The organism is Trinickia sp. (assembly GCF_051961175.1).
Taxonomy (GTDB): Bacteria; Pseudomonadota; Gammaproteobacteria; order Burkholderiales; family Burkholderiaceae; genus Trinickia.
Genome location: NZ_JBQCDN010000446.1, coordinates 26340 through 45007, shown reverse-complemented (window position 1 = coordinate 45007; position 18668 = coordinate 26340). Strand labels below are relative to the sequence as shown.

The 18668-nt window shown below is 62.1% G+C and carries 18 protein-coding genes and 1 riboswitch; of the genes, 12 read left to right on the top strand and 6 right to left on the bottom strand.

What is annotated here, in order from left to right; translation table 11 throughout:
- Positions 1 to 377: 377 nt before the first annotated feature.
- On the top strand, positions 378 to 1493 hold the full coding sequence (locus tag ACTHL0_RS25515) for a hypothetical protein (protein ID WP_440569855.1): 1116 nt from the start codon (positions 378 to 380) through the stop codon (positions 1491 to 1493).
- A gap of 85 nt (positions 1494 to 1578) precedes the next feature.
- Here the strand turns inward: ACTHL0_RS25515 and ACTHL0_RS25510 are convergent, their stop codons facing one another.
- Both ACTHL0_RS25510 and ACTHL0_RS25505 read right to left on the bottom strand, forming a co-directional pair.
- Positions 1579 to 1815, bottom strand: a complete 237-nt coding sequence (locus tag ACTHL0_RS25510) for a hypothetical protein (protein WP_440569854.1) — start codon at positions 1813 to 1815, stop codon at positions 1579 to 1581.
- A gap of 113 nt (positions 1816 to 1928) precedes the next feature.
- A complete protein-coding gene (locus tag ACTHL0_RS25505) occupies positions 1929 to 2273 on the bottom strand; it encodes a helix-turn-helix domain-containing protein (RefSeq protein ID WP_440569853.1) in 345 nt (114 codons plus the stop codon).
- 434 nt (positions 2274 to 2707) lie between these two features.
- On the opposite strand from ACTHL0_RS25505, the gene relB reads away from it, so the two are divergent.
- The 11 genes from relB to ACTHL0_RS25450 all read left to right on the top strand — a co-directional run bounded on the left by relB (position 2708) and on the right by ACTHL0_RS25450 (position 13981).
- Positions 2708 to 3097: a type II toxin-antitoxin system RelB family antitoxin gene (relB, locus tag ACTHL0_RS25500; RefSeq protein ID WP_440569852.1), complete on the top strand. Its 390-nt coding sequence runs from the start codon at positions 2708 to 2710 to the stop codon at positions 3095 to 3097.
- A gap of 153 nt (positions 3098 to 3250) precedes the next feature.
- On the top strand, positions 3251 to 3424 hold the full coding sequence (locus ACTHL0_RS25495) for a type II toxin-antitoxin system RelE/ParE family toxin (RefSeq protein WP_440569851.1): 174 nt from the start codon (positions 3251 to 3253) through the stop codon (positions 3422 to 3424).
- A 183-nt stretch (positions 3425 to 3607) separates the two neighbouring features.
- Positions 3608 to 3877 carry a ribbon-helix-helix domain-containing protein gene (locus ACTHL0_RS25490; RefSeq protein WP_440569850.1) on the top strand — a complete coding sequence of 90 codons (270 nt, stop codon included), beginning with the start codon at positions 3608 to 3610 and terminating at the stop codon, positions 3875 to 3877.
- Positions 3861 to 4172: a type II toxin-antitoxin system RelE/ParE family toxin gene (locus ACTHL0_RS25485; protein ID WP_440569848.1), complete on the top strand. Its 312-nt coding sequence runs from the start codon at positions 3861 to 3863 to the stop codon at positions 4170 to 4172. The genes ACTHL0_RS25490 and ACTHL0_RS25485 overlap by 17 nt, the downstream gene beginning before the upstream one ends.
- Before the next feature lie 103 nt (positions 4173 to 4275).
- On the top strand, positions 4276 to 4755 hold the full coding sequence (locus ACTHL0_RS25480) for a hypothetical protein (RefSeq protein ID WP_440569847.1): 480 nt from the start codon (positions 4276 to 4278) through the stop codon (positions 4753 to 4755).
- Positions 4756 to 5223, top strand: coding sequence for a hypothetical protein (locus ACTHL0_RS25475; RefSeq protein ID WP_440569846.1), 468 nt, complete (start codon positions 4756 to 4758; stop codon positions 5221 to 5223).
- Between the two features lie 259 nt (positions 5224 to 5482).
- Positions 5483 to 6775, top strand: coding sequence for a cytochrome P450 (locus tag ACTHL0_RS25470; protein ID WP_440569845.1), 1293 nt, complete (start codon positions 5483 to 5485; stop codon positions 6773 to 6775).
- Positions 6776 to 6899: 124 nt separating this feature from the next.
- A riboswitch (cobalamin riboswitch) is annotated at positions 6900 to 7175 on the top strand.
- 57 nt (positions 7176 to 7232) lie between these two features.
- Entirely contained in the window at positions 7233 to 8324 is a 1092-nt protein-coding gene (gene cobW / locus ACTHL0_RS25465) for a cobalamin biosynthesis protein CobW (RefSeq protein ID WP_440569858.1), read from the top strand.
- Between the two features lie 22 nt (positions 8325 to 8346).
- Positions 8347 to 12159: a cobaltochelatase subunit CobN gene (gene cobN / locus ACTHL0_RS25460; RefSeq protein ID WP_440569844.1), complete on the top strand. Its 3813-nt coding sequence runs from the start codon at positions 8347 to 8349 to the stop codon at positions 12157 to 12159.
- Positions 12156 to 13295 carry an ATP-binding protein gene (locus ACTHL0_RS25455; RefSeq protein ID WP_440569843.1) on the top strand — a complete coding sequence of 380 codons (1140 nt, stop codon included), beginning with the start codon at positions 12156 to 12158 and terminating at the stop codon, positions 13293 to 13295. Before cobN ends, ACTHL0_RS25455 begins: the two co-directional genes overlap by 4 nt.
- A 272-nt stretch (positions 13296 to 13567) precedes the next feature.
- Entirely contained in the window at positions 13568 to 13981 is a 414-nt protein-coding gene (locus ACTHL0_RS25450; RefSeq protein ID WP_440569842.1) for a magnesium chelatase, read from the top strand.
- Between the two features lie 75 nt (positions 13982 to 14056).
- Here ACTHL0_RS25450 and cobJ read toward each other — a convergent pair whose 3' ends face one another.
- The 4 genes from cobJ to cobG are packed head-to-tail and all read right to left on the bottom strand — an operon-like array spanning position 14057 to position 18582.
- Complete coding sequence (cobJ, locus tag ACTHL0_RS25445) at positions 14057 to 15772, bottom strand: precorrin-3B C(17)-methyltransferase (protein ID WP_440569841.1); 1716 nt, start codon at positions 15770 to 15772, stop codon at positions 14057 to 14059.
- Positions 15760 to 16494: a precorrin-2 C(20)-methyltransferase gene (locus ACTHL0_RS25440; RefSeq protein ID WP_440569840.1), complete on the bottom strand. Its 735-nt coding sequence runs from the start codon at positions 16492 to 16494 to the stop codon at positions 15760 to 15762. Before ACTHL0_RS25440 ends, cobJ begins: the two co-directional genes overlap by 13 nt.
- A complete protein-coding gene (locus ACTHL0_RS25435; protein WP_440569839.1) occupies positions 16491 to 17117 on the bottom strand; it encodes a precorrin-8X methylmutase in 627 nt (208 codons plus the stop codon). Before ACTHL0_RS25435 ends, ACTHL0_RS25440 begins: the two co-directional genes overlap by 4 nt.
- On the bottom strand, positions 17110 to 18582 hold the full coding sequence (gene cobG / locus ACTHL0_RS25430) for a precorrin-3B synthase (protein WP_440569838.1): 1473 nt from the start codon (positions 18580 to 18582) through the stop codon (positions 17110 to 17112). The genes ACTHL0_RS25435 and cobG overlap by 8 nt, the downstream gene beginning before the upstream one ends.
- Between the last annotated feature and the right edge of the window lie 86 nt (positions 18583 to 18668).

The window sequence follows — 18668 nt, the reverse complement described above, 5'->3', positions numbered from 1 at the left end:
CCGCTCAGCCGTTATGGAAGGATTTTCGCGGCGAGTGAATCTACATCAACATAACGAACCACATGTCTGTAACCAAACTAATTCCCACACGCACCGTTTGCGCAACGTTAGTCTCGATCATGCTTATCGCCGGGTGTGCGACGAAGCACGTGGCATCGCATAGGGCTGACAAGCGAGTAGCGCACAAGGATGCCAGTCAAACCGAAAACATCGCCGAGACCCCCAAGGATGGCGCCAAAGTTGTCTTCACAGCGAGCGGGATGCCCATGATCGTGCGCTTCTCGACTAGTACATCGGACAGCGCATGTTACGGGTTTCAACCAGTCGGGAACGTCTACGATGGCGTTCGAGGTGGTCTACTCCCCTCGGTTGCGCGCTTGACACAGAAGCTCAACAAGGCGTTTTTAAGGGCCGAGACGTCGCGAACAGTAAACGTTCAAGCCGGCGTGCCTATCCAGGTACAAGGACTTTTCGGCGACGATACGGACCACCGCTTCAGTTCATGCGGACCGCTCGTTACGGCTTTCACCCCCGAAACGGGGCACACATACAACGTCGATTTTGTGTTCAATGGCATGCAGAGCTGCTCGCAGAGCCTGACCGACATCACGGTTCGAGACAAACCTGTTCCCGTCGGACGCCCGCTACATTGCGGTTCGCGCGGCGATGGAATTTATGCCGACGGGAATCCGCTGCGAACGAAGCACGAACGAGCGCTCAAGGAAGCTCGTAAAAAGGTGGCAGCGGCAGCTACGGCGGCAGATAAAGCGTCTGCTTTGCAGGACGCTGCTGCCGCTTTGGACTCCCTCGGCAAATCGGACGAGGCGCTTGCTCGTATCGACGAGGCGTTGGGTCTCGTAGACGCCTCGAGAAGCAAGGACTTGATCGCCACCAAGGCAGGCATAGAGTTCTCGGTGAACAACCCGCAGCAGGCATTGGCGCTCCTCACGCCCGAAATCGAGAAGACGCGCCAGTTTGCGGCAAACAACCCGCAGCTTGCGCGCGTCGGCGTGCTAGGTACCTACACCGAAGGATTTATCACTGCGACTTTCGCTCACATGCAATTGGAGCAATGGAAGGCGGCAATCGATACGTTGGCCGACGCCGAGTCCCCGCTGGAGGGCCCGAGCTTCTACGCGTATCGCGCTCTGGTTTACCGCTACATCATGGCTCGAGCCCATGACGCCTCGTTGGCCAATCAAAGGCTTGAACACGACGCACAGTATTACGCTGCCAACGATAAGAACCAATACGGCCTTTTGCTGCGCACATGGCAAGGCGAGGATGCCCTGAACGAGCTTTCGATCATTAACGCCGGGCTGTCAGCGGAAGACCGAGAGGAGGCCGAAGCAGAAGAGCAGTTCTATCTCGGCGCCTATGCGAAGTTTGTCAAGGGCAATGCCGACGCGGGACGCAACCGGTTGGCTATCCTCGACCATATTGCTCCTTATGGGAGCATCGAATGGATCTACGGCAAGCGCGTTCTGCAATAAGGCGATGGAAAGACGTGCGCTATGTGAGGCATCAGCCGGGCGGACAAGGCCTCACATTGTGCATCGATGCCGAGAGCCCAACGGCCTATTCGAAGTCGGGCGAAATCGTGAGACGGGCATTGCGGTAGTCGAAGGCGATGCGCATGCGTTGGCCGGGAGCGAACCCTGCGTGATGGAGCCAGAGGTCGGCAACCTGGGTCCAGGGCATGAGCGACGGTTGCCCGGCTGGTATGCCGTGGTCGGGCGAATCGCGCAGCGTCACGCTGATGCTGTTGCTCGGTCGTGCGCGTGATGATCGTGGTTTAAGATTGGCGTTACCCATGATCAACTCCTCGTATGAGTTGGTGGTGGTCAGCGGGCCGTGTGTGTTGGTAGCACATACGGCCCGCGCTTCAATTGTGCAGTTCTCCAGCGATCTCTCCCCCGTTCCTTCCTTTAGCCGCTGGCGCGGCCGACGATCTGCTTGGCCTGGTACTTGAGGATCATGCCGTCAAGCAGGGCCTTGATGATGTTGCGCTCCTCCTCGGGCATGTGGCTGACGGCCTCGAACTGCAAGCGTAGATCGTCGGAGGGGCCACGCTCGTTGGCTTCGAAGACCAAGTCGTCGAGGCCCACGTGCAATGTCTTAGCCAACCGGATGAGGGCTTCTAAGGTAGGCTGAGCCGACCCTGCTTCATATCGACGAATCTGATTGACGTGCAAAGCCGCCGCCCCGGCCAGCGCTTGCTGCGTGAGGTTGGCGGCTTTGCGCACCTGGATCAGGCGTGCGGGGAAATTCATGGGCAAGAACCATAGCGTTACGGATGCCATGACTGTACCCCAGTTCCTCGATTCGTCTGGCAAAACAACAGTATAAGGTATCGAGGATGGGACATTAAAGGGGTGTCGTTGACTTTGGCCGAACGGATGCGCATGCGCAAATACAGCAAGGGGACGGTGGAGTATCGCGAGACGCACTTACGCGCGTTCATCGCGTGGTGCGACGGACGGGGGCGTGACGTCCCCGCAGGAGGTGACACGCTCGGTGCCGGAGCGCTATCAGCGTTACTTGTTCCTATTTCACAAGGGAAACGCCGAAGGGCTGTCGGGATGCAGTCAGCATATGCACAAGTGCGAATGAAGGTGCGGTTCCGGTGGCTGACGCGCAACCACGATCCTGTCGAATCCGGCAGCCGCCATCGGCATGCCGCTGGCGGAAAACCGCTTGCCTCGGCATGTACTCGGCGCCACCGGCCGAGCGGATCGAGCAGGCGCAGCCGAACCGGCTGCTCAAGCGGGTGTGTGGAAAGGAAATGTTGCTCAGTAAAATGGAGAATCGATTGATGGAAAGGACGTATCGCAGTAACGAGATGTACGGGTCAACTGGTCCGCAAGATGGGTGTATGCTACGACCCATGCCTACCGTTCTCTCCCCCATCGAATCGGAATTCGCTACGGCCGAAGAGGCCCAGGCGCACGACCGCTGGTTCCGTGCGGAGGTGGAGGCTGCGCTGCGCGAGGCCGATGCGCCTCGGGTGGTGTTTGTTCCCCATGACGAAGTGATGGCCGACATGGAGGCCATCATCCACGAGGCAGAGCTCCGACTTGCAGCTAAACGGTCCTGACGGCTCGACCCAGCCGACTTGCCCGGATAACGCTAATGCTGCCTATCGTCTGGCTTCCTGCCGCACGCCGTAATCTTGCGGCGATCCTTGGCTTCATCGCCGAACACAATCCTGCTGCCGCGCGTCGTATCAAGAGCTTCATCGAGGACTCGGTTGCCGCTGGCCGAGCATCGCTATCTGTTCCGTACCGGGCGCGTGGCGGGTACGCGCGAGGTCGTTGCGCACCCGAACTATGTCGTCGTCTACCGTGTGACGGGCACAGCTGTGCTTGTGCTTCGTGTGCTGCACGCGCGCCAGCAATATCCGGCGACAAGTGTTGCGCAATGACGGCGCTCTTCCTCAGTTACCGACGCGGTGACAGTTTGCGAAGGCCGATGAGAGTTCGAGCAGGCCATGCGGCCTGAGCGTGCGACGAATGAAGATAAGCGGCCGGAAGCCGACGAGGCGGCTGGACGCCGCCGGCCGAGGGAGTAGGATTAAATCCTACCCAAACTGGAACAGGGGTTCGCCATGCGAACGACGCAACAACGGAGCATTACGCTGCCGAACGAAATGGTTGATGTTGTGAGGGCCAAAGTCCGAGCGGGCGAGTACGCCAGCGAAAGCGAGGTCATCCGTGACGGGCTCCGCGCATTGTTGGCGCGGGACCGTGCGGTGGAAAACTGGCTGCACGAGCAGGTGGGGCCGGCTTACGATGCGCTGAAGGCGGATCCTTCTCGCGCCGTCACGGCCGACCAGGTCCGCGCTCGCCTGGCCGCTGAACATGCAAAGGCTCGATGAGTTACCACATTGTTTTTACGCCGGAAGCGGAGGACGAGCTTGCGGCACTCTAGGTTACATTGCGGCCGAAGCGTCGCCGGGCATCGCCTTGAGCTACACCGAGGCCATCGTCAGCTATTGGGAGAGCCTGCGGACGTTTCCGTACCGGGGCCATCGGCGCGATGACATTCGGCCTGGGCTTCGCATTACGAACTACAAGAAACGCGCGGTGATCGCCGTTGCGGTCGAAGCCGAGTTGGTGGGCATCATCGGTGTCGAGGTTAGTTTTAAGGAATTTTACCGTACAAGTTTTTGATAAATAAAAATTGAATATTAAGTGGTTGTCGAAATATATGAATAGGTACCTATTGGTTTGCTGTGCCGCTTTACTAATTTTTGATTTGGCGGCCGCGCGAGAGATGCCGGGCAGCGAAGGGTACGGAGCGTTCGCTAGCGCGGACGTACAGACCGAACTTGTGGCGTGCGAAAAGGCTATCTATGAAAGTAATTGGCACTTTGAGACAAGCGTTTATCAGCATGGCAACATGAGTGATTCGGACGCGGAGCTTGCATACGAGAAATCTTGGGAGGCGAATTTGCGGGAAATTTTCTTTCATGTTGTGGCCCAGTCGATCGATCTGGACGCCTATTCTGCGAAAGAGAAGAAGGTGAGTGACATGATGCAGGATATGTACATGAAAGACTCGGAGGCTGCGAGGCGCGAATATGACCGTCTAGGCGAATTTTGCCTCCACACGGAGTATGATCGCGTGAAGGCCATCGACAACGGCTTCGAAAAGATCGATAGATATATCAGACGCCCTATTGCGCCTCAGGAGATGATGGAGAAAGCCAAAATCGACTTCATCGAGCATGCAACGGGGCGGGCTGGAAAGTAAATGGCACAGCGAGGCCCTTTACAATCGGCAACTCCCCCCGATGAAAAGCAGAAGATCCACGACCATGCGAACGGCGATGCGGCGGAAGAAAAGAAGCTGACGGAAGCGGCGTGCTATCGGGTGCAGTGCTGGGCGCAGTACTCGCCGAACAGCAATGAGTGGTTGCGGAACTATGTAAGCCCGCAAGAGGCGGCAGGTTTGGCCTCGGAGTTGTCGTGGGTCGATAGCCAGAGAGTGCCGGGCGGGCAGTTCGATTACACGCTTGGGCTGCGGGCAGCGGATCTTGGTCTGAGCCAGTGGGATCAGTTCTCGCGGGGCATGCAGCAGTTCGGGCAGGATGTGCTGCACTTGCCGCACGATTTGGCGAATCAGGTGCCGCGCATTCCAAGCAATGTGCAGCAGGGTGACGCTAATCCGCTGGTCGATGTGACGAACGTGGGAACGGGACACCGCCGACGCCTGCGGTAGTAACGACGACGACGGTGATGACGCCTGAAGGGCCGGTTCCTGGTCCGACCGTTGCGATTCCTGGGAGCCCTGGATAGGTGCCGCCTACAGCGACCGTGTCCAGTAACGGGGATACGGGGAAGACCGGCGGTAATACTGACGGCACAAATACCGGAATGCTTGGTGCCAACGGTCCCCAGTACAATCAATGAGCCAACGGAAATCGAGAAGTGCGCGGCGTGAAGACACAATAACGATCGAAAAAGATGGATCGAACCGAATGAACAAAGACGTCCCGGCTGTAACGACCTGTCCAGTTCGAAAGCGTCTTGCTTTGCGTCGTCAATATCGACGGCTGCCGGATGTCGGTCTGAATCATTGGCTCGAAATTCAGCGCGATCCGTTGGCATGGCTTGCCCAGATGCACCGGAATTCTGCCGACCTGGCCAGTCTGCGCATCGGCACCAGGCGACTCTGGTGTGTGTTTCATCCTGAGGCGATCCATGAACTGATGGTGTCCCAGCGGGCAGCCGTCCAGCGCTGGGAGCCCAGTCTGTGCATCATGCGCCAGTGGAATGGGTCTAGCTTCATGATGAAGGAAGGCGAGGCGGCACGCCGTCAACGCCAGGCAATACGCCCACACATCCAGGCTCCCGGGGTTCATGACATCCAGAGCGTCGCCCGGCGCTGGTCGGCGCATATCATGCCGGGGCAGGTGGTGGATCTCGATCTGGAAATGGCAGCCTACAGCGTCACTCTGGCGGGTCACGCCTTGTTCGACATCGATCTTGGCCCGCAGGCGGAAACGATTGCCAAGGCGGTGCGTATTTTGTCGCGTGTCGCATTGCTCGAAACCAGCACAGGGCTCCCGCTTGGTCATTGGTTTCCCAGCAAGCTTTGTCCGCGTAAGCGGTGGGCGCTCCGCGTGATGCGGGCGCAGATCGAGCAGGTGGCGAGCGAATCGCGTCGCCCTTTGGCTGTGCATCGCGACGACCTTGCCACATTGTTGATGGCCTCTCATCAGGCTACAGGTGCAACCCTGGCTTGGGCACAGCTGCTGCTGGCCCGGCATCCCCGTGTGTTGGCCGCGCTACGCCGTGAGCTTGGCGCGGTGGACTGGGCCAGCGTGAATCAGTTGCAGGACTTGGAGCTGGCCCCCTTGCTGCGAGCCGTCATTCAAGAGACCTTGCGCCTGTATCCGCCGGCTTATGCACTGGTGCCCCGTCAATTGTCGCGGTCCGTGAGTGTGTCCGGGACATCGCTCCGGCGCGGTGACATCGTGATGATCTCCAGCTGGATCACGCACCGCGATGCGCGTTGGTTTCCCGAGCCCGATGCATTTCGGCCAGAGCGGTTTCTGGAAGAGTCGACTTGGCCGCGCGGGGCATATTTTCCATTTGGTGTCGGCGAGCGAGCCTGCCCCGGTACCGGCATGGCCATGATGGATCTGGCAGTTTCGCTCGCCTATTGGGTTCAGCACTGGGACATGACGATTCTCGAAGAAGCGACTCCGCAAGGTTGGTTTTCTCTTCGCCCCAGGAATGCCCGTGTGCAACTGGAGCGGCGAGGGTGAGACCGATTCGGTGCGTATAACCTTGGACGCAGCCTTGCTAGTATTGCTTCGGTTGCGGCCGCTCCTGAGGTTGGCCCAGGGGTTGTTCCTGAGTCCGTTCCTTGACGGACCCACCGCCTGTCCCTAAACTCGCGACTAATCTGGTGCTCGCGCGTGCGTTCCGACACGCGCAGTTAAACGGGAAACAGCGGTTCGGCACGGCAATGCGCCGCGGCGAACCTGCCTGTGCTGCCCCCGCAACGGTAAGCGAATGTGTCGCATGCGTGCGATACACGGCCGGCTTCGGCATCCGCATTCGCGTGCGGCTGCAATACCACTGCGCTTCAGCCTGAACGGCGGCGTGGGAAGGTGAAGCGGTATGTTCGCCAGCCCGGATACCGGCCGGAGAAGACGACACGCGCTGCGGGTAGGCGGCGTGCTGTCGACGTATCGGTGCTTCGTCACATTTCTCCACTTTATGTCGACCCCAATGCGCAAGATCCCCGTGACCGTCATCACGGGTTTCCTCGGCAGTGGTAAAACCACGCTGCTGCGTCACATGCTGTCCCAGGCGAATGGCCTGCGTATCGCCGTGATCGTGAACGAGTTCGGCGAACTCGGTATCGACGGCGAGATCCTGAAAGGTTGCGGCATCGGCTGCGACGAGGCGGGCAACGAGCAAGCCGGGCAACTGTATGAGCTCGCCAATGGCTGCTTGTGCTGCACCGTACAGGAAGAATTCTTCCCGGTGATGGAAGCGCTGGTGGAGCGGCGTTCGACAATCGACCACGTGTTGATCGAAACGTCGGGGCTCGCGCTGCCCAAACCGCTCGTGCAGGCGTTCAACTGGCCCTCGATCCGCAACAGCTTCACTGTCGATGCGGTGGTGACGGTGGTGGACGGCCCAGCCGCCGCGAGCGGACAGTTCGCGGACGATCCGAACGCGGTCGACGAGCAGCGCAAGCGCGATCCGAATCTCGATCATGAATCGCCGCTGCATGAGTTGTTCGAGGATCAGCTGAGCTCGGCGGATCTCGTCGTGTTGAACAAAACGGATTTGCTCGACGAATCGGCGCAAGCGGCCGTCTCGGCGCTCATCCGCGAGGATATTCCCCCCCACGTGAAAATCGTGCCGGCCTGCAACGGAAAGCTCGATTTGCCTGTCCTGCTCGGCTTGAATTCGGCGTCGGAGGCCACGATCGACGAACGGCCTGACCATCATGGTTCGGGCCACGATCCCGATCACCATCACGACGATTTCGATTCGGTCATCGTCTCGGGCTCGCCGGCCACGCGCGAGGGTGCGATAGCCGCGCTCACGCAACTCGTCGAGCGGCACACGATTTATCGGGCGAAAGGATTTGCCGCGCTGCCGAATGCGCCGATGCGGCTCGTCATTCAAGGGGTGGGCCAGCGTTTCGATAGCTATTTCGACCGCCGCTGGCGCGAGGACGAACTGCGTGCGAGCAAGTTCGTCTTGATCGGCGAGGATTTGGACGTCACGGTGCTGCAGCGCGAGTTCGATGCGGCGCTCAGCGCTCAATCGGCCGCGCAGGCCCCGGCCCTCTAAGCCATCTTCAGGCGCGCCTCGCATGCACTTGCTACGCACGGTCCCGGGCGGCTTTGTCGATGACACCGCCGGGGTCATCCGTATCGATCAACGCCCGGGCGACATCGTCGTTCTCAGCTCGGCGGATACCACGCTCTCGCTGCTGGCCGGCGTGGTGGACCGGCTCGGCCCCGGCTTTCCCAGCCTGCGGCTGACGAACGTCACGTATCTGCGTCAACCGGCGTCCGTCGATTTCTATATCGACGATGTCTTGCAGCATGCGCGTGTGGTCGTCATCGATCATCTGGGCGGCGAAGCCTACTGGCCGTACGGGATCGAACGCGTCGTCCAACTGGCGAAGCGCAACGGACAAACGCTCGTCATGTTCTCGGGCGATTTGCAGGAAGACCCGAATCTGATCGCGCAAAGCACGGCGGCGCCCGAGTTTTGTACGCGGCTGTGGCGCTATTTGCGCGAAGGCGGTCCGGCCAATGCGGAGGCATTCCTCAGAGCAATCGCGTGGCACGCGCTCGATTGGGGCGAGGAACCGCCCCTGCCCGTATCGGTGCCGAACGCGACGCTTTATCATCCGCAGCACGATCGGCCGACGATCGCCGAATGGCAGGCGCGCTGGCGAGCCGGGGCGCCCGTCGTCGCGATTCTGTTTTATCGTGCTCATCTGCAGGCATCAAACACGGCCGTATTCGACGCGCTTATCGATGCGCTTGAAGCACTCGCACTGAACCCGCTGCCTATCGCGATTACCTCGCTCAAGGACGCGATCAGCCAGGACTTGCTGGCGCAACTGTGCCGTGAGCATCACGTGGGGCTCGTTCTCAATACGACGGCGTTCGCGGCTTCGGCGCCAGGTGACGACACCTCGCCCGAGTTCGGCCTCGACGCTCCCGTCTTGCAGGTCATTCTCAGCGGCGGCAATCGGGAAGATTGGATCAAGGACGAGCAGGGCCTCAATTCGCGCGATATCGCCATGCATGTCGCGCTGCCCGAAGTGGACGGCCGCATCATCACACGCGCGATCAGCTTCAAGGGCCTCGCCTATCGGTGCCCGCATACCGAAGTCGATGTGGTGCGTTATCAACCCGATGCGGAGCGTGTCTCATTCGTCGCGGAGCTCAGCCGCCGCTGGTGCCGGCTGCGCACGCTGCCCAACGAAGAGAAGCGGCTGGCGCTCGTACTCGCGAACTACCCGATGAGCGAAGGGCGGATCGGCAACGGCGTGGGACTCGATACGCCTGCCTCGGTCGTCGCCATCCTGGAGTCGCTGCAACACGAGGGCTACCGACTCGACGCGCTACCCAGAGAAGGCGACGCGCTCATGGCGCGCTTGACGCAAGGCGTGACCAACGATCCTGATGTCCGCGATCTGCGTCCCGCCTTGCAAAGTCTTTCCCTCGACGATTACCGGCAGGCGTTCGCGGCGCTCCCGGTTGAAGTTCGGGAGGCGTTGAACGAACGGTGGGGGCCGCCCGAACAAGACCCGACAATTCGCGCGGGGCGCTTCATGATCGCCGGGTGGCGGTGCGGCCGGGTCTTCGTCGGCATTCAGCCGTCGCGTTCGCGCGTGGCCGGCGATTACGCGAGCTATCACGATGCGGATCTCGTTCCACCGCATGCGTATCTGGCGTTCTATGTCTGGCTGCGCAATGTGTTTCGGATCGATGCGCTCGTGCATGTCGGCAAGCATGGCAGTCTCGAATGGCTGCCGGGCAAGAGCGTGGCGCTCAGCGACAGTTGCTGGCCCGATCTCACGCTCGGCCCGATGCCGCATCTTTATCCGTTCATCGTCAACGATCCCGGCGAGGGCAGCCAGGCGAAGCGACGCGCGCAGGCGGTCATCATCGATCACCTGATGCCGCCGCTCACGCGTGCCGAGTCCTATGGGCCGCTGCAAGATCTGGAGCGGCAGGTGGATGAATACTACGACGCGCTGATGGTCGATGCGCGGCGGGCGAAGCTGCTGCGCGCCACCATTCTCGAAACGATTGTCAAACACCGGCTGCATGAGGAGTTGAGTCTCGCGCAGCCCAGCGGGCAGGACGAGGAAGACGCACTGCTGACGCGCGTCGATGCATGGCTGTGCGAATTGAAAGAGGCGCAGATTCGCGACGGCCTGCATATATTCGGCCGTTCACCGGCAGGGCGCGAGCGGCGCGATACGCTGCTCGCGCTGGCCCGTTTTCCCGTTGGCGACGGGCGCGGCAAAAACGCGGGCCTCATCGATGCGCTGGCGGGCGATCTGAAATTGGCTCAATGGTTCGATCCGTTGACAGCGGAGTGGTCTACACCATGGGCCGGGCCGCGTCCCGCGATCCTGGAGCAAATCAGCGATGCGCCGTGGCGTCATAACGGAGACACGCGCGAGCGGCTTGAACTGCTTGCGCAACGGTTGCTGGACACGCTGACTGCCCCGGTCGAAGCGAGCCCGGGAATCAACGATTCGTCGATCTCCTCGCTGCCGCTCACCGCGCAAGTGCTCGATCGCGTGCGCGACGATCTCGTGCCGCGTCTGGATGCGTGCGGCGCAGAAGAACTTCGGCAGCTGATGCGCGGCCTCGAAGGGCGCTTCGTGCCGCCTGGGCCGAGCGGTGCGCCATCGCGCGGAAGGCCCGATGTGCTGCCGACGGGGCGTAACTTCTATTCCGTCGATACGCGCGCGATTCCCACTCAAGCGGCCTACGCGTTGGGCTTGAAATCGGCTCGGCAATTAATTGAGCGTCATTTACAAGAGCACGGCGATTACCCGCGTGCAGTCGGTCTTTCCGTCTGGGGCACGGCGACGATGCGCACGGGCGGCGACGATATCGCGCAGGCGATGGCGCTGCTGGGCGTACGTCCAAAATGGGCGCCCGGCAGCCATCGCGTCACGGATTTCGAGATCCTGCCGGCAGGTGTCCTCGAACGGCCGCGCATCGACGTCACCCTGCGCGTGTCGGGATTTTTCCGCGATGCGTTCCCGAACGTCATGCATCTGTTCGATGCGGCCGTGCAAGCGGTGGCGGATCTCGACGATGAACCCGATGACGTCAATCCGATACGCGCTCGTGTGCTGCGGGAGCGCGACGCGTGGATGGCGCGCGGGCTCGATGCGGCTCAGGCCCGCAAGCGTGCGGGCTGGCGCGTCTTCAGTTCGAAGCCGGGAGCGTATGGCGCCGGATTGCAGCAGATGATCGATGCAGGAAGGTGGGACACCGATGCCGATCTGGCCGATGCGTACCGGGCGTTCGGTGGCTATGCCTACGCATCGGCGAGTGCTGGCGAGGACGCGCATGGCGCATTCGCGACCCGGCTGGCGAGCATCGATGTTGTCCTGCAAAACCAGGACAACCGCGAACACGATCTGCTCGATTCTAACGACTACTACCAGTTCCAGGGCGGGATGGCCGCGGCCGTCCGGCACTTCTCGGGGCGGCAGCCCGGGATGTATCACGCCGATCACAGCAATCCCGCGGCCCCGCGCGTGCGCCCGTTGAGCGAAGAAATCGCTCGCGTGATTCGCTCGCGCGTCGTTAATCCGAAGTGGCTCGATGGCGTCAAGCGGCACGGGTACAAAGGCGCGGCCGAAATCGCGGCTACCGTCGATTACTTGTTCGGATACGACGCCACCGCACGCGTCGTGTCGGATCATCAGTACGCGCTTGTCACGGATGCCTACCTGAACGATCCCGGCACGCGCGCTTTCATGCAGCGACACAACCCGCATGCGCTCCATTCGATTTGCGAGCGCTTGTTGGAGGCGATCGGACGAGGGCTATGGCAAACGCCCGGCGGCTATCGTGCGCAGATAGAAGAACACCTGCTGACCGCTGAGCAGCAGATCGAAGAGAGGTCGTCTTGAATCCGAATCCATCGAATGGATCCGCACCCGCACCCGCGTCAGGCGAGGTGGCACCGCCGTTTCCGCTCAGTGCGTTGATCGGGCAGAACGCATTGCGCGAAGCGCTGTTGCTCGTGGCTGTAGATCCGTCGATCGGCGGTGTGCTCGTGAGCGGCCCGCGCGGGACGGCGAAATCCACAGCGGCGCGTTCGCTTGCCGAATTGCTGCCCGATGGGCACTTCGTTACATTGCCATTGGGTGCGAGCGAGGACCGGGTAGTCGGCACGCTCGATCTGGATGAAGCACTGCGTGGCGGTGAGATCAAATTCTCGCCGGGTTTGCTGGCGCGGGCGAACCATGGCGTGCTCTATGTCGACGAAGTGAATCTGCTGGCCGATGCGTTGGTCGACGTCGTATTGGATGCCGCCGCGAGCGGCATCAACGTGATCGAGCGCGACGGAATTTCTCATCGCCATCCCGCACGCTTTGTGTTGATCGGCACGATGAATCCGGAGGAAGGAGAACTGCGTCCGCAGTTGCTGGATCGATTCGGCTTGATGGTGCAGTTGGAGAACTGCTTCGATGCAGAGATCAGGCAGCGGATCGTCAAGGCGCGAATGGCATTCGATCTGGATCCGCACGCCTTCCGCGAGTCGTATGCGGCGGCCCAGCAAAGCTTGGCGCATCGTATTGGCGAGGCCAGGGCGGTTTTGTCTTCGCTATCCATTGGCGACGACGTTCATGACGCCGTCAGTATGCGTTGCATCGAGGCCGGAGTCGACGGCATGCGCGCCGATCTGGTGATGCTGCGGGCGGCGCGAGCCTTGGCGGCCTTGGAATCGGCTGCGGCGATCACGGGCAAGCACGTTGAACGGGTGGCCGATCTCGTCCTGCGCCATCGAAGGCGTGAGCCGGCTCCGAGCATGAACGATGCGCCGAGCCATTCGACACAAGCGAATCAAGGCAGCTTTCAAGGCCGCGGCGAAGAAGAAGCCGAGGGCAAGCGGGAAGGAGGCATGCATTCCTCCGAGGGCCAAGGGTCCGACGGGCACAACGGCTCGAACCATGATGATCCGGACTGGGGCTATCTACCACCCGAGCCCGCCGGCATCGTGAACGTCAAGGGCGTGATCCCGCTTTCGACAAAAAAACGCTGAGCCATCGAAAAGGCGCCTCCGCTGAATCACCTGGCGGATTTCGATGGCAATCCGGCGTTCATGGCGTCACGGGCCGCGGCACATCGGCGGATGCAGTCAGCCGCCGCATCGCATGGGGCAGCACGCTTGCGCAGAAGGGACGCGCCCCCTTGCGCAGCGATCATCTTCGTTTCATCGCTCGGGAGCCCCGTGGCGGCGCTTTGCATTGCTTTCTGCTCGATTGCTCGGCCTCGATGTTGGGCGGCGAACGCTTGTCGAAAGCGAAGGGCCTCGTGCTCGCGAGCTTCGATCGTGCGGCCGTGGAGCGGGCGCATGCGGCATTGATCTGTTTTGGCGGCGGCCGTGCCGATCTCCGGTTCGGGCCTGCGATACCGCGCTGGTGGAACGAACGCTGGGTGGAGCCGATCGGCGGGGGCGGTGGTACATCGTTCGAAATTGGGGTCGCCGCTGCAGCAAAGCTGCTCGATCTGGCGAAGCGCCGGAACGCTGCCCAAGAGTGCGTGCTTTGGGTGCTTGGCGATGGGCGTACCCGCGACCAGCCGGCGAAACCGCGTTCGGCGGACCGGATTGTTATTGTCGACTGTGAAGGCGGCGATGGGGCCTTGGGGCGCTGGAAGCGACTGGCCCACGACTGGGGGGCGCATTATCTGCGTCCCGAGGACGTTGTCGCGGCTGCGGGACGATAATGTTCCGCATACGATACATTAAAGGCGAATCGCCGGATAACGTCACCTAGACGTCACCTATACGGCACATTAGCCTTACCCTTCATACCAACGCGGCGTATAGATCCATTCTCCATGTGGCCCGCCCGGAACACCGCGCGTCGTGGACGACCCGATGATGACCATCGTACGCATGTCGACCTGCGTCGATTGCAACTCGCTTAGCGTAGTTGTGGTCAACGTCTCGCCGGGGCGGCCGATGTCCCGGCCCAGCACGACGCGTGTACCGGGGCCGCGGTGGCCGCGCACGATTTCGAGCGCGCGATCGAGTTGCCACGGGCGCGCACGCGATATCGGGTTATAGAACGCCATCACCAGATCAGCCGCGGCCGCATGCTCCAACCGCTTCTCGATCACGCTCCACGGTTTCAAATTGTCGGAAAGCGAGAGGATGCAAAAATCGTGGCCAAGCGGTGCGCCGGCTTTAGCTGCTGTCGCCATTGCAGCCGAAATGCCCGGGACAATGCGCAGGTCAACGGTTTTCCAGTGTGGATCGTCGCTCTTGTCGAGGGCTTCGAACACGGCGGAAGCCATGGCAAATACGCCCGGATCGCCGGACGAAACCACGACGACGCACCGGCCTTCGCACGCCAATTCGAAAGCATGCCGGGCCCGCTGCAATTCTTCGCGATTGTCGCTGCAATGCAAGCGTTGATCCGCGCGGAACGGGCCGGCCATCTTCACATACGTCTCGTAGCCCAGCACGTCGCTGGCTTCGGTCAAGGCGGTGCGCGCATCGGGCGCCATGAGCCCGTCATGCCCCGGTCCGAGCCCGACTACGATCAAACTGCCTCGGGGACGGCCGAGTCGTGCCGTATCGATCGGGCTCGCAGCCACGCCGAGCGCAACACCGTGAATGTCCGGCGTCCGAACTTCGTAGCGCACATTCACATCGAGCGAATCCGCCAACCATTGCGCCGCGTCTCGCGCACTGCTGGGAGCGAAGCGGAGGGGGACGCCGAGACTGCGCGCCGCCTCCTCGATCCCTGTCTCTCCGATCCGCGCGGCCGGGGCGAGCAACGCCGCGAGCGAACCCGCCGCGAATCCATGCGCGCTGAGCGCTCGATAGACGACATCCGCTGTAATCGCACCGTCCTGAGAAACCGCCGCCACGATACTGCGCGGGTGAATCACGAGTTCGTCGCGACGTCCATCCGACGCCAGCGGCGTCACACGGATCGTCAGCCGAGCGTCATCGCTTAGCGGGAGCTGTGCGTCTTCGAGCCAAGGCGCTTCGCCATCGATACGCGCGGTTTCCCCGGCCAGCAAATCGGATACGAAGTGCTTACCTTGCTCCAAGTCAGCCAATTGATAGCCGTCGGGCGGATTGAGCAGGCAGGTGCCGAACCTGAGCTCGCCGCTCGTTGTAATGGCGGGAGCAACGCCCAGGGCCTGCGCGATATCGCGCGCCAGCACGTTCACGCCGGCCAGACCGCCGAGCAGCGGAACGACCGCGCTGCCATCGTCGGCCACGGCCAACACAGGGGGCTCGATCCCCTTGTTGGCGAGCATCGGAGCAATGCACCGAATCACGATCCCCGCCGCGCACAGCGCGACAATCGGCGTGCCTTGCGCATAGAGCGCGCGCAGATGTTCGCTGAGCTGCGGGTAGCAGACATCCGCTTCACCGTCGACACGCGCTTGCAGGCCATGGATTCGCGCGCCAGAACAAGCGGCCTGAATGCGCCGCGCAGTAGGCAACGCACTGCGCCCCAGTACGACGATCGCGGGAGGTGCCGTTACGCCTGCCATTTTTTCCCCGGCAAGATCAGCAGCGAGAAGTAAGGCGACGACATGGGATCGACTTCCGCTAGCGGTACGACCCGTTGATTCGGCATCGTGGCCCGTTCGACATACAGCGCGCGCTCGGCCAGCCCGAGCTCGTCGAGCACGCGCCGGACTTTGTCGAAATTGCGGCCCAGCTTCATGATGACGGCCGCATCCGTATCGGCGAGCTTGCGCCGCAATTCGTCTTCGCTCATCACGCCGGAGAGAATCGACAAGCTCTGGTTGCGATAGACGAGCGGCGTGCCGAGCACCGCTGTGCCCCCCAGCATCGAGCAAACGCCGGGAACGACTTCGACCGGAAAGGCCGGGGCCAACCGATCGTGCAAATACATGTAGGAGCCGTAGAAGAGCGGATCGCCTTCGCATACGACGGCCACATCGCGCCCTGCGTTCAGATGCTCGCCGATGACGCCGGCGGCCGTGTCGTAGAAGTCGGCAATGACCGCCTCATAGGAAAGCGGCGGCTCGAGTGCTTCGGTCGTGACCGGGTAGATAAGGGGCAATCGAATTTGCCCATCCAACAGGTACGTTTCGACGATGCTGAACGCGTTTCCTTTCTTACCCTTTGCGGCGAAGTACGCAACGACCGGCGCGGCCTTCAGCAAGCGCAGCGCCTTCAGCGTCAGCAGTTCCGGATCGCCGGGACCGACACCGATGCCGTAAAGATGTCCGCGATGATTCATCATTCTTGTTCCGATGCGAGTGCGTTAACCGCCGCTGCTGCCATCGCGCTGCCGCCGCGCCGGCCTTCGACGATCACGTAAGGCACGCCGCGGCTATCGGCAGCGAGCATGGCCTTCGACTCCGCGGCGCCGACGAATCCAACCGGGAAGCCGAGAATCAAAGCGGGGCGTGGTGCACCGGCGTCCAGCATGTCGAGCAGGTGGAAGAGGGCGGTGGGGGCATTGCCGATCGCAACGACGCTGCCTTCGAGCCAGGGACGCCATAATTCGAGCGCAGCAGCCGACCGCGTATTGCCGATCGTTTGGGCGATCTGCGGGACGGCTGGATCGCCTAGCATGCAAAGCACCTGATTCGAGGCTGGCAGCCGCGTACGCGTAATGCCGTCGGCCACCATGCGGGCATCGCATAGAATCGGCGCGCCGTTGGCGAGCGCCGTGCGGCCGGACGTTCCCGCGCCATCGGAGAACCGGATATCGCGCGCGACATCGACCATCCCGCACGCATGAATCACGCGTACGACGAGCTTTTCGAGGTCGGCGGGAACACCGGACAGGTCCGCTTCGGCACGTATTGTCGCGAACGATTGGCGGTAGATGGCTTGTCCGTCGCGGACGTAGTCAATCATGGGTCAAATTCCTGGGCGATTCGGCAAGCCGCTGCGCGGCCTCTTCGATAGTGAGCGAGAGGCCGATGCGTTCGCCGAAGCGATGCGCATCGTCGCTATTGTCGGCCGTGTCGCTAGTGTCACGGTTGTCGCGAGCCGCAATGGATTCGGATTCGGGCGCTCGCGCTCGTCGATAGACGTCGTAGCGAGCCGGCGCCACGGCCAGTAAAGTGTAGGGCGCGCAATGCGCGGCGGCGCACGAGCGGATGCATCCGCTCAGGTGCACTTCCACAGCGGCGGGCAGTGAGTCTATCAAATGGCGTGCGTCGGCTTTCGTATCGGCCAGCCCTTTCGCACAGCCGGTCGAGCCCGCGCAGGCGATGATCCGGGCGAACGGGTGCTGTGCGTCGAGCACGAAGCCGAGCGAGCGCAACGCGTTTTCGACTTGCGATACGGCGCGTTCGGCCACATTGGGCACGAGGATGCTCTGCCAGGGCGTCATGCGCACGCAGCCGTCGGCGTGAGCCGAGGCAACGCCAGCCAAGCCTCGTAGCGTGGTGGCATCGATGCGGGCCAATGGCGGTTGTGCCCCCACATACCAAAGACCGGCGCGGCCTTGTGCATGGGCGCCGAATCGTCGAGCGGGTTCCGCGGCCGTTCGCTGCCACGCGTTGACCGCACCGTCCCGTTGGAGCTCGATGCCGGCGCGCGCCGCAGCCCGAGCGAGTACTTCATGACCATCATGCGACCGCAGCAGATCGCGCATGCGGTGTTCATCGGGCGCCGCGAGATCGAGGAAGGCGTGAAGCAGCGCGTGCACCAACGGCACGACTTCATTGGCCCGCACCGCGGCGAGTGCATGACCTTCGTGCGCCGATGGTTGTCCCGCGAGACCGACAGCAAATCGTGGCTCCGCGCCTGTGCCTGCTGCTTCCGGCGCGGCCGGCATGGCGGCAAACCACACATCGTGTGGATGATCGAGCGCCGCCAGTCGTTCGCCGCCGTCCAGCAACACCGAAAATTTCGGCGAGAGCTCGGCAAGGCGCGGCTCACTCTGCAGCAGCGCGAGCATGCGTTCGGCAAGCGGCACCGTGTCGCACAGGGCGAACACGTCCAAGCCCGCCGTGGGGCTGAGCAGCAGGTTGCGGGCGTCGTCGGCGACAGCAGCTTGCCGCGCGGCCAGTAGGGGATCGAGCGATTCGCTTGCCGCAACCCGAGGGCCGAGGCCAGCGTCCGCCAACTGCCGGCTCAGCGCCGCCTCGGCGCCGGCTTTCACCCCGCGCAATTGCAGATTCGAGCGATTCGTCAATTCGATCAGCCCCGAGGCATGCGCATCGGCCGCATCGGCGATCGCGATTGCCTGCCGTGAAAGCAGTTGGCCGCCGGGCAGCTTGACGCGGCATAGCCCGCCGTCGCGCGCGGCGACAATTCGCGTGAGCGCGGGACATGCCGACGGCCGAGGCGAAGGAGACGAAGGGTAGCCCAAAGGTTCAACCAAATTGGCGCCGCACGACGGCCACGTTGTCTCGACGACGAGAGAACGTTCACCGGTGCACCCCGCCCGGTGATGGC